Source organism: Streptomyces sp. NPDC057438 (assembly GCF_042802995.1).
Classification (GTDB): Bacteria; Actinomycetota; Actinomycetes; order Streptomycetales; family Streptomycetaceae; genus Streptomyces.
The window spans coordinates 70,345-83,997 of sequence record NZ_JBHVDD010000018.1 but is presented as its reverse complement, the minus strand read 5'-3'; the positions used below and the strand labels follow the sequence as shown (position 1 = coordinate 83,997).

General features: G+C 72.5%; 6 protein-coding genes. 1 reads left to right on the top strand and 5 read right to left on the bottom strand.

All coding sequences use genetic code 11. From position 1 onward, the window contains the following. The first annotated feature begins 265 nt into the window (after positions 1–265). Positions 266–3,814 (top strand): BTAD domain-containing putative transcriptional regulator, encoded by a 3,549-nt coding sequence (locus tag ACFU5F_RS13380; RefSeq protein ID WP_383886246.1) that lies wholly within the window; start codon positions 266–268, stop codon positions 3,812–3,814. A gap of 34 nt (positions 3,815–3,848) precedes the next feature. On the opposite strand, the gene ACFU5F_RS13375 is transcribed toward ACFU5F_RS13380, so the two are convergent. The 5 genes from ACFU5F_RS13375 to eccCa all read right to left on the bottom strand — a co-directional run bounded on the left by ACFU5F_RS13375 (position 3,849) and on the right by eccCa (position 13,634). Then, positions 3,849–4,976, bottom strand: a complete 1,128-nt coding sequence (locus ACFU5F_RS13375) for an ABC transporter ATP-binding protein (RefSeq protein WP_383886243.1) — start codon at positions 4,974–4,976, stop codon at positions 3,849–3,851. Further along, entirely contained in the window at positions 4,969–6,741 is a 1,773-nt protein-coding gene (locus ACFU5F_RS13370) for an ABC transporter permease (protein ID WP_383886240.1), read from the bottom strand. The genes ACFU5F_RS13375 and ACFU5F_RS13370 overlap by 8 nt, the downstream gene beginning before the upstream one ends. Before the next feature lie 49 nt (positions 6,742–6,790). Beyond that, the gene (locus ACFU5F_RS13365) at positions 6,791–7,999 is read right to left on the bottom strand and encodes an ABC transporter substrate-binding protein (protein ID WP_383886238.1); all 1,209 of its coding nucleotides are present in this window, start codon (positions 7,997–7,999) and stop codon (positions 6,791–6,793) included. 128 nt (positions 8,000–8,127) lie between these two features. Then, positions 8,128–9,621, bottom strand: coding sequence for a DUF6177 family protein (locus ACFU5F_RS13360; protein ID WP_383886235.1), 1,494 nt, complete (start codon positions 9,619–9,621; stop codon positions 8,128–8,130). Next, a complete protein-coding gene (gene eccCa, locus ACFU5F_RS13355) occupies positions 9,618–13,634 on the bottom strand; it encodes a type VII secretion protein EccCa (protein WP_383886232.1) in 4,017 nt (1,338 codons plus the stop codon). Before eccCa ends, ACFU5F_RS13360 begins: the two co-directional genes overlap by 4 nt. Between the last annotated feature and the right edge of the window lie 19 nt (positions 13,635–13,653).

The window sequence follows — 13,653 nt, the reverse complement described above, 5'->3', positions numbered from 1 at the left end:
CCGGGGTTGTGCCACCGCGCCCGTGGCGCAACCCCGGTCAAGCCCGGCCGAACCCAGCCCATTCCACAAGTCGCTTACAGCAAAAGGAAATTGACGTGTCGTCATGTTGTGTCTCCCGGAATACTTCCGGCCGGTTGTTGGCGAAGAATGATCTCTCCAGGCGACGGTTCGCACACGTACTGTCATGCAGCCAGGGCGGGAGGGGCCGTCCGGTGAGGCCGCCGCCGAATCCCGGTGGCGGAGAACCGGGAGAAGCAGGGGGCGCATGCCTGAGGAGTTGGGGGCCTGGCTTCACGGCCGCAGAACGCAGTTGGGCCTGAGCCAGCGTCAGCTCGCCGAACTCGCCGGCGTCAGCACCCGCAGCATCCGGGAGATCGAGCGCGGCCGGGCTCGCTCACCGCACAGCCCCTCGGCTGTCAGACTGATCACGGCACTGGGACCGAACGAACCGGAGTCCGACGGCTCTCCCCCGCTCCGGCTCGACGTCCTCGGCCCTCTCACGCTCCACGTGGCGGGCCGGCCCACCGAACCCGGCGCCGCGAAACAGAGCAGCCTGCTGGCCCTGTTCGGCCTGCATCCCGGCGCATCCGTGTCCCTGGGCGAGATCGTCGACACCTTGTGGGACGGCACCCCGCCCGCCAGCTATTCGAACATGGTCCACACCTACGTGGCCCGGATACGCCGACTGCTCACCCCGGCAGTGCGATCCGAGGGCGTACCCGGAGACGTGTCTGGGCACGCGTCCGGTGGCGTACTGCGCCGTACACGGACCGGCTACCTGTTGGACCTGGACGAACACCGGTCGGACGTGGCGCGGTTCACCGCCCTGGCTTCCCGGCTCCTGCCCGCCCTCGCCGAGAGAACGCGCGAAGACCCGGACGCGTCGTACGCCCAGGCCGAGTCGGCGCTGCGGCTGTGGCGCGGCGCCGTCCTCCAGGACATGCCGTCCCGGCTGCGCGAGCACCCCTCGGCCGTCACCCTCACCCGGCTGCGGCTGACGGTGCTCCAGGCGTACGCCGACAGCGCCCTGGCCCGGGGCACGACGGACAACGCCCTCCATGAACTGCGCAGGACGGCCGATCTGGAGCCCTTGCACGAAGGGGTGCACGCCCGGCTGATGCTCGCGCTCGCCGCCTCCGGTGAGCAGGCCGCGGCCCTCGGTCTCTACACGGCCCTGCGCGACCGCCTCGACGACCAGCTCGGCGTCCGCCCCGGAGCGGAGGTCGCCGACGCCCATCTGCGCGTCCTGCGCATGGAGACACCGCAGGCCCCCGTCGCCCGGGCGACCGTGTCACCGGCACCCGCACCCTCCACCCCACCGGTCGTCCCCGCGCTCCTGCCCTACGACGCCGCGTTCTTCACCGGGCGTGCCGATCACCTGGCCCGGCTGGACGCCCTGCTGCCCGCTTCCGGGGAGGCTCCCGCCGGGGGGAGCGGGGTCTGCGCCCTGACCGGTGCCGGGGGCGCGGGCAAGACCGCCCTCGCCGTGCACTGGGCGCACCGGGTGCGCGACCGCTTCCCCGACGGCCAGCTCTTCGTGGACCTGCGCGGCCACTCGCCGGAGGGCCCGGTGCGCCCGGTGGAGGCGCTGACCCGGTTCCTGCTGGCGTTGGGGGTGGCCGCGGAAGCCGTTCCGGGGACGCCGGAGACCGCGGCGGACCTGTACCGGACCCTGGCCGCCAAGCGGCGGCTGCTGGTCGTGCTGGACAACGCCGTGGACGCGGAGCAGGTCCGGCCGCTGCTGCCCGGCGGGCCCGGCTGTCTGGTGCTGGTCACCAGCCGCGACCGGCTGGCCGGGCTGGCGGCACGCGACGGAGCCCGGCGGATCGGGGTGGATGTGCTCAGCCCCGCCGAATCACGGCTCCTGCTGCATCGCACCCTCGGCGCGGAGCGTGTGGACGCCGACCCCCGGGCGGCTGCCGAACTCGCCCACGCCTGCGGGCACCTCCCCCTGGCGCTGCGGATCGCCGCCGCCAATCTCGACCACACGCCCTGGCGCACACTGGAGGAACAGGCCGCCGAACTGCGTGACGGCGACCGGCTGTCCGCGCTGTCCGTGACCGGTGACGCGACCACCGCCGTACGCGGCGCCTTCGACCTCTCGTACCACGCCCTCGACGCCCCGGCCCGGCGGATGTTCCGGCTGCTGGCCCTGGTGCCCGGCGCGGAGACGGGTCTCGACGCCGCCGCGGTCGTCGCGGGCCTCGCCCCCGCGGAGGCCGCCGCGCTGCTGGAACGGCTCACCGCCGCCCATATGCTGCGGGAGCACCGGGCGGGCCGGTACCGCCGCCACGATCTGGTCGCGCTGTACGCGGCCGAGCGGTTGCGCCTGGAGGAGACCGCCGCCGACCGCCGCGCCGCCTCCGAGGCCCTGTACCACTGGCTCCTGACCGCCACGGGCCACTGCGCCCGGCTGCTGTACCCCGGCCAGCCACCCCTGCCTCCCACCGTCGCCGACGGCGATGACAAGGGCGACGGTGGCGTCGGCCACGGTGACGCCGTGCCCCCGCTCCGCATCCCCGACGCCGCCGCGGCGATCCGCTGGCTGGACGACGAACTGCCCAACCTCGCCGCCGCCGTCCAGCAGGCCGCCGCCGAGCGCCACCCCGCCTCCTGGCGGCTCGCCGACGCTCTGCGCGGCCACTCCTGGACCCGCAAGACCGCCGTGGACTGGGCGGCCCTCGGCCGGGCCGCCCTGGACGCCGCCCGTGCCGCCGACGAGCCCGTGGCCCAGGCCGCCATGCACAACCTGCTCGGCGCCGCGGAACTCCACCAGAGCCTCCCCTATGCGGCCATCCCCCACTTCGAGCAGACGCTCGCCCTCTCCGAGACAGGCGGCTGGCCGGAGGGTACGGCTGTGGCGCTCACCAACCTCGCCAGTGTGAACTGGCTCGTCGGCCGGCTGACACGCGCTGCGGAGTACCTGGAACGGGCCACGGAGATCGACCGGCGCAACGGCATGCCGGACGGCCACCCGGTCGTCCTGCTCACGCTCGGGATCACGCTGCGCGACCTGGGCCGGCTGACCGAGTCGCTGGACCGTCTGCGGGGGGCCGAGCGCGCTCCGCGCGACCTCGGCTCCCAGCACAACGGGATCCTGACCCACGCCAACCTGGGACGCACCCTGTACCTCCTCGGGGATCCCGCGCGGGCGACGCACCACCTGGCGACCGCCCTGACGATGGTCCGGGAGAGCGGCGAACAGGGCAGCGAGGCGTACGTGCTGCGGTTCCAGTCCTCCGTCCGCCGCGACACAGGTGACCTCGCCACCGCCCTGGACATGGCGACGACCGCCACACGTCTCTTCGACCAGGACGGCGAGGAGTACTACCGCGCGGACGCCCGCATCGCCCTCGGGAGCGTCCTGCTCGCCCTCGGCCGCCCCGGCGAGGCGGATGTCGCCTACCGGGAAGCGCTCAAGCTGGCCGAGGAACGTGGCGCGGACGAACTGCGGGCCCGCGCCCTGCTCGGCCTGGCCGCCGTCACCGACCCGCCCGACCGCGAGCAGATCGCCCACGCCCTGGACATCGCCCGCGGCACGGAACACCTGCTGGTGCAGGCGGAGGCCCTGACCGCCCTGGCCGGTGCCGAGCTGCGGCACGGCGAAGCCGCGGTCGCCGTCGGCCACGCCCGCGAGGCCCTGGCGGTGCACCGCGGCACCGGCCACCGCAAGGCCCAGGCCGACACCCTCGACATCCTCGGCCGGGCGGTCGACGCGACCCGGGAGGAGGACCCGGCCCCGTACCGTCAGGAGGCCGCGGAGATCTTCCGGGCCCTCGGCATCCCGCCCGGGCCGCCCCGAGACCGCCGGTGACCGGTGCGGCGGGGGTCTCCGACCACCGGCGCCGTCAGGTGGCGACCGTCAGCAACTCCCGCTGGTCCTCCGGCAGTTCGACCTTGTCCGCGTACAACAGCGCGTGCCCCGGGTCGAAGACCAGCGCCACCTCGCCCGCCAGCCCCCCGTTGCCGCTCAGCACCTGCACCACCTGGTCGCCGAGGCGGACGTCGTACTCGTAGCGTGAGCCGACGTAGGAGCTGGTGATGACCTGGGTGTCGAGGCGGTTCATGCCCGCCGGGGTCTCGGCCGAGGCCACGACCTCCAGGCGCTCGGGGCGGACCGCGACCGTGACCGAGTCGCCCGTCGGGACGCGCCGGTCGCTGTCGACCCGTACGACCTCCCCGCCGGCGTCCAGGAGCACGGTGTGCCGGGTGCCGTCCACGCTCACGACCTTGCCGGTCAGGAAGTTGCAGCGGCCGACGAAGGCCGCCACCGCCGGCGCGGCGGGCTTCTCGTAGATCTCGTGCGGGGTGCCGATCTGGATCATGTTGCCGCCCTCCATGACCGCGATCCGGTCGCTGAGCGCCAGCGCCTCGTCCTGGTCGTGGGTGACGTAGACCGTGGTGATGCCCAGCTCCTCCTGGAGCCGCTTGAGCCAGGCGCGGGCCTGTTCGCGGAGCTTGGCGTCCAGGTTGGAGAGCGGTTCGTCGAGCAGCAGGACCGTCGGCGAGTACACCAACGCCCTTGCCAGGGCGACGCGTTGCTGCTGGCCGCCGGAGAGCTGGTGCGGGTAACGGCCGCCGAGCGCGGCCAGGCCCACCTTGTCCAGGGCGTCGTGGATCAGCGTCTTCTGCTTCTCCTTCGGCACCTTGCGGATGTTGAGGGGGAGCGCCAGGTTCTTCGCGATGGTCATGTGCGGCCAGAGCGCGTACGACTGGAAGACCATGCCGAGGTTGCGCTCCTCGGGCGGAAGAAAGATCCCCGCGCCCGCGTCCACGAAGGGTCTGCCGCCCACCGCGATCGAGCCCTCCGTCGGCTGCTCCAGACCGGCGATGCAGTTCAGCGTCGTCGACTTGCCGCAGCCGCTCGCGCCGAGGAGCGTGAAGAATTCACCATCCCTGATGGTGAAGGTGACGTCCCGCAGGACGGAGTTGTCGCCGAAGGTCTTGGCGAGGTTCTTGACGGTCACCTCAGGCATGGTGCTTTCCCTTCATGAGCAGTCCCGCGAGTGCGACGAAGACCGCGGTGATGCCGATCTGGAGGGTGGCCAGCGCGGCGACGGATCCGGCCCTGCCCTGCGTCCAGAGACTGAGCATGGTGGTGCCGAGGATGTTGTTGTCGGCCGAGGAGAGGAAGACGGCCGGGGAGTACTCCTTGAGCATGATCACGAAGGTGAGGATCAGCGCTCCCGCGAACGCCGGCGTGATCAGGGCCCGCAGGACGCGGAAGAAGGTCATCAGCCAGTCGGCGCCGGAGACCCGGGCCGCGTTGTCCAGCTCACCGCCGATCTGCATGATCGCCGGGGCGACCGAGCCGAACGCGCTCGGCAGGGCCCGCATGCCGAAGGCGATGATCACGGCGTAGATCGTGCCCTGGAGGACGGAGCCCATCCCGAAGGGCGCGAGCGCGAAGGCCCAGAAGAAGCCGATACCGATGATGATGCCGGGCAGGGACTGCGGGATCAGGGCCAGGTACTCCACCACCCGGCCGAAGCGGAACGTCGAGCGCCGGGCCACCATCACCGCGAACACGGCGAGCGCGGACACCACCACCGAGCCGATCCCGGCCACGATCAAACTGTTGTAGAGCGACTGCACGTAGTTGTCGGAGTCGAGGACGAGCTCGTAGTTCTTCGTCGTGACCGTCCTGAACGGCGACTGCAGCGGCGTGAACACGAGCGTGAAGGACCGCATCACCAGGCCCGCGATCGGGACGAGCGCGCCCACGATCACGTAGAACCAGATGCAGGCGATGCTCACCCACTTCAGCCAGCCCAGGTCCAGCTTGCGCGGACGGGTCACCTTGCCGCGCACGGACACGAACCGCGCCGCGTCCTTCAGCAGCTTCGCCTGGACGGCGACCAGGCTCAGGGTGACCACGAGGATCACGGTCGAGGCCGCGCCGAGCATCGTGTAGTCGGGGTCCACCGACTGAAGTCCGTTGTGGTACAGGAAGGTTGAGAAGACGTCGATGCTGACGGGCTGGCCGTAGAGCAGCGGCACGCTCAGCGTCTCGATGGAGACCGAGAAGACGAGGATCGCGCTGTAGACGATCGGGGGCCGCAGCAGCGGCACGACCACCTGGGCGAGGATCCGGAAGGGACCGGCCCCGCAGACCTGGGCGGCCGATTCGAGCGAGGCGTCCGACTGCCTGAGCGCGTTGGCGCAGAAGACGTACGCGATCGGGGCGAGCGCCACGGCCTCCGTGAGCGCCATGCCGGGGATCGAGTACAGGTTCCACGGCACCGAGCCCAGCAGCTGCTGCACCTTGACGCTGACGAACCCGGCCGGGCCGTACATGATGATCCAGCCGAAGCCCAGGATCAGCGACGAGATGAAGAACGGCCACTGCATCGCGAGGGCGATCAGCCGCCCGCCCGGCAGCTTGGTCCGGACGACCACGATGGCCATCGGAATGGCGATCGCCAGGCTGAGGACCGTGGTCAGGGACGCGAACAACAGGGTGTTCAGGGCGACTTCACCGAAGCCGGCTTCGGTGAAGAGGTCGGTGTAGCCGCTGAGGGTGAACGCCCCGCCCGCCTCGTAGAGCGGGCGGTTGCGGATGCTCTGGTAGAGGGTCGGGACGATCGGGGCCAGCACCAGCACGGCGAGGAACGCCAGGACCGCGTACTGGACGGCCGTGTCCCGTCCGATGCCGAAGGGGCGGCGGTAGCGCGGCGGCCGGAACGTCTCCGCGGGTGTCTCGTCCGCCGGTGTGCGGGGTGGCTGGGTGAGGGTTGACATCTGTGCTGACTCCGATCGTCCTTGGGACCTGCCTGCCTACGGAGTCCGTCTACTTGCGGAGTCCGTCGAAGCGCTCCAGCCAGGCCGCGGAGTCCTCCTTGGAGACCGCCTCGTACTTGACGTGGATGATGTTCTCCTCGCCGACCGCGTCCACGACCTCCTGGTAGGTGTGCAGGCCCTCGCCCTTCACACCGTCGCGGTACGAGGCCAGACCGCCCTCGGCGACCGCGCGCTGACCCTCCTCGGAGAGGGCGAAGTCCATGAACAGCTTCGAGGTCGCCGGGTGCGGCGCCTCGGCGGCGATGCCCATGCCGCGCGGCAGGACGACCGTGCCGTCCTTCGGGAAGACGATCTTCACCAGGCCCGCGCTGTCCTCGACGACGGGGTAGGCGGGGGAGGCGCTGATCAGGAAGCCGGCCGTGTACTCACCGGCGACGATCTTCTCCAGCTGGGTGCCGGAGGAGGTCTCCGGGCGGGTCAGCGGCAGGATCTTCTTCAGGTCGTCCCACGCCTCCGGGTTGCCCTCGGTGAGCGCCCGCGTGACGGTGAAACCGAACGAGCCCTCCGGGTCGCGGACCGTGACCTTGTTCTTGTACGTGGCCTCGTCCTCCGTCACGATCTTGGCGAAGTCCGTCAGCGTGGTCGGCGGGGTCTCCATCAGCGAGGTGTTGTACGCGATCGTCATCGGGTCCTGCGACAGCGAGTACACGCTCGGCAGCAGCTCGGCGCTCTCGCCCAGTTCCTTCAGCTCCGGCGACTTGTACGTGAGGACCGTGTCCTTGCGGGCCGAGAAGTCCGACCACGCGGTCGCCGCGCTGGAGATCAGCACGTCCGCCGGGGAGGAGCCGGCCGCGTTCTCCGAGAGGGTCTTCTGGAACAGCTCGTCGCTGTCCAGCTCGTTGACGGAGACGGTCTTGACGAAGCCGTACTTCTTCTTGAAGTCCCGGACGATCGGAGCCATGTTCTCGTCGCCGAGGTTGGAGTAGACGGTGAGTTTGCCGCCCTCCTTCTCCGCCGCCGCGATCAGGTCGGCGTAGTCCGCCGGGTAGTAGTCCGGCACCTTGCCCGCCGAGATCTTGTTCTCCGCCACCTTCGGCGCGCCGGTGTCACCGCCGCCGCAGGCGGCCAGGGTGCCGAGCGCGAGCGTCGCGGCGAACGCCGCCGTGAGGGGGCGGCGGACGGGACGCCGGTACGCGGGTGCCGTCGCGGTGCCGGGGACGGCGGGGTACTCGGTGCCGACGTGGCTGGATCTGGCCATGGTTCTCCTCCTGGCGCGTGCCTGCTGGCAGCTGTTGCCGGGAGGTTATGGACCTAGGTCAGGCCGGTAAATGCCGTATCCGTCAGAGCTCGTACTGCTCGTAGTGGTCGTTGTGTCAGTGACGCGAGTCACCCACGCTGAGCAGGGGCGGATGGCCGGGAACCATCGCCCTTCAGGTGTGCTGTCAGCTGCTGGAGCCGCCCCCACGCCTCGGTGTCCGCGCCGTCCCCGAGGGGGTAGTGCAGTGCCGGACGGGCCGCCGGGCCGAGGGGGACCGCACGGACCTCGACCGGGGGCCGCCGCGCGCGGTCCAGGCCGATTCCGTGCACGTCGTCCGGGCCGAGCGTGAAGGTCACCGGCAGCGGCGGACCCTCCAGGCGGGGCGCGGTCGTCAGGTCGGCGCGCGCCGCACGCACCGAGGTCAGCAGGGTCTTCAGCCCGTGCTCCCGGACCAGCGTGTCGGCCAGCGCCTCGATGCGGTCCAGCGGCGGTTCCTCACCGGCCGCGTACCCGACGGTCAGGACCGCGTCCTCCTCCACGCCCTTCGTCGTCCGCGTCACCCGGACCGTCGCCATGGCCGGCCGCTCCGGGGCGCCGACGACGACCAGCTGCGACGGCTCGGGCGCCCGCTCCCGGGTCAGGTCGGTCAACTGCCGCCGCGACCAGGGGAGGTTGACCGGCTCGGCCGTGCCCCAGCCCGCCGGCGGCGCCCCCGTCAGCTCCCGCCAGGCCGCTTCCAGCGCGCCGCCCAGCAGCAGCCGCTCGTCGGCCCGGTGCACGGTACGGAGGGCGACGATCAGCTGCCGTCCGGGTGCCTCGTCCGCCGGGGAGTTCGCCGGGGCGTCCGCCCGGCCGCCCGGCGTACCGTTGGCCGCGCCCTCCGCCGGCACGCTCGCCGGGCGTGTGAACGCGGCGGCCACCGCCGCCGTCCCGTCCTCGGCGAACGCGGGCGAGAACGCCCCGTCCCGCCAGCGCAGCACCGCCCCCGACAGCCCGTCGTAGTAGCCGCACTCGGGGTCCTGGACGACCCAGCGGTTCGGGACGCGCGCCAGTGTCGTACGGGCGGCGGGCGTCAGGCGTACACCGCGCGGCGTGACGATCTGCAGGGACCGCCGGGACGCCACCGCCGTCCGCATGATCTCCGCGAGCCAGCTGGTCAGCGCCACCACCGGCCGGTCGACGAGGACGACGGCCGCGTGCTCGGTCACCACGTCCACGGCGGGCTGCCCCGACCCCGCCGACGGTACGGCGGACACGTCCACCACCTGGGTGCTCGCCGCCCCGGGTGGCCAGGTGGAGCCGCCCAGCAGGGCGTTGAGCCGCCCGCACACCACACCCGCCAGCCGCTCCGCCTCCGGCACCGCCGTGGACGCCCGCGCCTCCGTCCACCAGAACGGGGCCCGCACGGCCTGCCCGAGCAACCGCTCCGCCTCACCGGGCACCTGCACCAGCACCGGCGACTCCACGGAGACCAGCGGCCGCCCGCCCGGCCCGTGCAGCTGGACGACCGCGCCCTCGGCCGCCGCCGACAGGTCCAGGTCGGAGCCGCCCGCGTACAGACTCGTCATGAGGGCCCACACATCGGGCATCTTCGGGGTGAGCGCGATGACGTCCCTGGTCACGGGCGGTCGCCCTCCTCGCTGTCGAGTGCCGTCTGGATCAACTGGTGGGCCCGCCCCCGGCGGACCAGCGTGCCCCGCCCCGGCGGCTGCGCCGAGGCGTACAGGCCCGGGAAAAGCTGCCCCTCGCTGCGCTCGCCGGTCATCAGCAGCGCGGCCGTACCGGTCTCGCGGAGGGTCTGCAGCAGCGGCTCGTACATCGCCCGGGAGGAGCCCGCGACCCGGCGTGTGATCACGAAGTGCAGCCCGATGTCCTGCGCCGACGACACGTACGGCAGGAACGGGGCCAGCGGCTGCTGCCCGGCGGTGGTGAGGATGTCGTAGTCGTCGACCAGGATCACGATCCGCGGACCCGTGAACGAGGGCTCGTCGCCCGGCGCGTCCGGGTCGGCGCTCTGCGGCATCCGCTTCTCCAGCTCGCCCGCGATCCCGCTCGACAGACCCGCCGCCAGCTTCGCGTTGTGCGCGTACCCGCCCCGGTACGGCTCCGGGATCACGCCCCGCAGCCCGCGCCGGGGGTCGAAGACGCCGAAGACGAGCTCCTCGTCCGAGTACCGCTCCACGAGCCGCGCGGCGACCAGCCTCAGCAGGTTCGTCTTGCCGCACTCGTTGTCGCCCAGGATCAGCAGGTGCTGGTCGGCGCCGAACAGGTCCAGCAGCGCGGGCGCCAGCGCGTCCTGGTCCACCCCGATCGGCACCCGGCGCGGCTCGGCGACCACCGACGGCAGCCGGCCGGACGGCAGCCGGGTCGGCAACACCCGTACCGGGGGCGCCAGTTCACCGTGCCAGGTGGAGCGGATCGTGCGGGCCGCGTCCTCCAGCGCCGGAGCGAGATCGTCGGTCGACGGCCGTCCGTCGAGGCGGGGGAGAGCGGCCTGCGCGAACAGCTTGCCGTCGGTCAGGACCCGCCCCGGGGTGTCCGGCGACAGCGTCTCGGACAGCTTCCGGTCGACGCTCGAATCGCCGGGGTCGTTCAGCCGCAGCTCCACCCGCGTCCCGAACATCGACTGCGTCGCGATCCGTACGTCGTTCCAGCGGAGCATGCCGCCGACGACGTGGATGCCGTACCCGCCGCCGCGCTTGAGCAGGTCCACGACCGTGTCGTCCAGCTCCGCGAACTCGTCGCGCAGCGCCCCGAACCCGTCGATGAGCAGCACGACGTCCGTGGACCCCAGCTCGCGCACCTTCCCCTGCTTCCGCAGGTGCCGCAGCTGGTCGACGGAGTCGATCCCGTGCTCCCGGAACAGCTCCTCCCGCTCGTTCAGCATCGTCCGCACCTCGGCGACCGTGCGCGCGGCCCGCTCCCGGTCGGCGCGCCCGGCGATCCCGCCGACGTGCGGCAGCCCGGAGAGCGCGGACAGCCCGCCGCCGACCAGGTCGAGCCCGTACACGGCCACCTCGGCGGGCGTGTGGGTGGCGGCGAGGGAGAGGGCGAGGGTCCGCAGCAGGGTCGTCTTCCCGGACTGCGGACCGCCGATCACCGCCGCGTGCCCGCCCGCGACCGTCAGATCGAGCACCCAGTGCCCCTGCCACTGCCGCGCCGGATCGTCCAGCACCCCGAGCGGCACCCGCAACGGCCCCTCGGCCGACGCCAGCCGCAGCCCCCGCTCGTCCACCCGCACGGGCCCGGCCGCCGCGTCCAGCGAGATCGCGTCCGGCAGCGGCGGCAGCCAGATCCGCCGTACCGGCCGGGCGGCGGAGGCGAGCTGGTCCACCATCACCGACATCACCGTCGGCCCGGTCTCCCGCTTGGTCGCCCTGGGCTCGTCGGCGACCTCCTTGACGGGCCCGCCGTCGAGCGTGTTGTACGTCGGGTACGGCCAGGCCAGCGGCGTGTCCTCCACCTGCGCGACCAGCGCGGGGCCCCGGTACGCGCCCGACACGTACCCCGCCTTGAACCGCTCGTACGTGGAGGTGTCCACCTTCAGATAGCCGAAGCCCGGCAGCGGCGGCAGATGGAACGCGTCGGTCGTGTCGAGCACGGTCCGCGACTCGTCGGCGGAGAAGGTGCGCAGCCCCAGCCGGTACGAGAGGTAGGTGTCCAGGCCCTTGAGCTTGCCGCCCTCGATGCGCTGGCTGGAGAGCAGGAGATGGACGCCGATGGACCGCCCGATCCGGCCGATGGAGAGGAACAGGTCGATGAAGTCCGGCTTGGCGGTGAGGAGTTCACCGAACTCGTCGATCACCACGAAGAGGTGGGGGAGCGGTTCGAGGTCGGGCCGGCGGGTCGCGCGCAGGGCGGCGTAGTGCCCGATGTCGGCCACGTTCCCCGCGTCCTTGAGCACCTGCTGCCGCCGCTTGACCTCGCCCGCGAGGCTGGAGTGGACGCGCTCGACGAGCCCGGCCTGGTTCTCCAGGTTGGTGATCACGCCCGCCACGTGCGGGAGTCCGGTGAACGGGGCGAAGGTCGCGCCGCCCTTGTAGTCGACCAGGACGAGCGCCAGATCCTCGGGGGAGTGGGTGGCGGCCAGTGCCAGTACGAGCGTGCGCAGCAGCTCGCTCTTGCCGGACCCGGTCGCGCCGACACACAGCCCGTGCGGGCCCATGCCCAGCTCCGAGGACTCCTTGAGGTCGAGCAGCACCGGCTCGTGACGGTCCGTCAGGCCGATGGGTACGCGCAGGAACTCACGCTCGCCCCGGGGCGCCCAGAGGTCGTGGAGGTTCAGCACGGCAGGGTCGTCGATGCCGAGGAGGCCGGGGAAGTCGACGGGGCCGGTGACCGGGGTGCCCTCGGCGGCCGACTCGGCGGACAGCCGCAGCGGCGCGAGCAGCCGGGCGAGGCCCTCGGCACCGGCGGCGGTGACCTCGTCGGAGGTGCCGTGCGCGGGCGGGGCGGCGGTGGGGGCCGCGATGGCCAGGGGGTCCGGAGCACGCAGGTCCTCCACCACCACCTGATCGCCCCGCACGGTGATCCGCACCGACACCTGGTCGGGCTCGTGCACCTGCTCCGCGAGCAGGTGCAGCACGGTGACCCCCATGTCGGGCAGCCCCACCGCCGTGTCGGGGCGGGGCAGTTCGGCCGCGGTCTCCCCGTACTCGTCGCTCACCACGAGCATGCGGGACGCCAGCGCCAGCGCCTTGCGGTCGGCGAGCCCTCGGCGCACCTCGGCCGCGTACGACGCGCGCCGGCCCAGTTCATGACGGAAGTGCCGGGCCAGCTGCGGCAGGCTCGGCGCGATCCGGCGGGCCGCCACCGGACCGTCGTGCTCCTGCGCGTCCAGCACGTGCGGCAGCCACTTGGCCCACTCCCAGTCCGCCAGCCGCTCGCCCGGCACACCGAGCGCCACGGCCACGTCGTCCGGCGCGTGCGAGACGGCCACCTGGACGAGGAGCGCGCGGGCCACCCGCAGCACACCCTCCCGGTCGCCGACCACGCTGACGTTGCCCGCGCGGTCCAACGGCACGGTGACCGGGCAGTCGTTGGCGACCGAGTAGCGGGCCAGCAGCGCGCGGGCCTCGTTCAGCATGAAGGGGTCCGGCGGGGTCAGCACCCCGCCCTGGTTCTGCCCGATGACCAGGCCCGCCACGGGTACGTCACCGGTGCCGACCCGCACCCGCAGGAAGTCCGGGTCCTGCCGCCGCCGCTCCCACAGCCGGGCGGGGTCGCGCACCAGGTCGTACAGCGCCTCCGGCGGCGGATTCAGCACCCGCGCGAGCGCCCGCCGCTCCCGCTCCTCGGCCCCGAACTCCTCCCGCAGCTCCTCCAGATACTCCAGATACCGCTCCCGCTGCGTGCGCCGGGTGCGCTGGGCCTTGCCGCGCTGGGAGAGGAAGAGGGCGACCGCGCCGAGCAGCGCGAACACCAACACGATCGCGCCGAGTGCCGCGAACTGGCTGTTGCGGATCACGGTCATCATCACGACCGAGCCCATGACGCCCGCCATCGGCAGCAGCGCGGTCGCCGCCGTTCCCGCCTTGCCCTCCGGGAGGTTCGGCGGCGGCTCTATCGTCCGGGCTCCGGCGGCCCCGAGCGGCCGGGTGCTGCGCGCGGGCCGGTGGATCAACTGCTGGGTCACGGACGGACCCCTTCTTCCT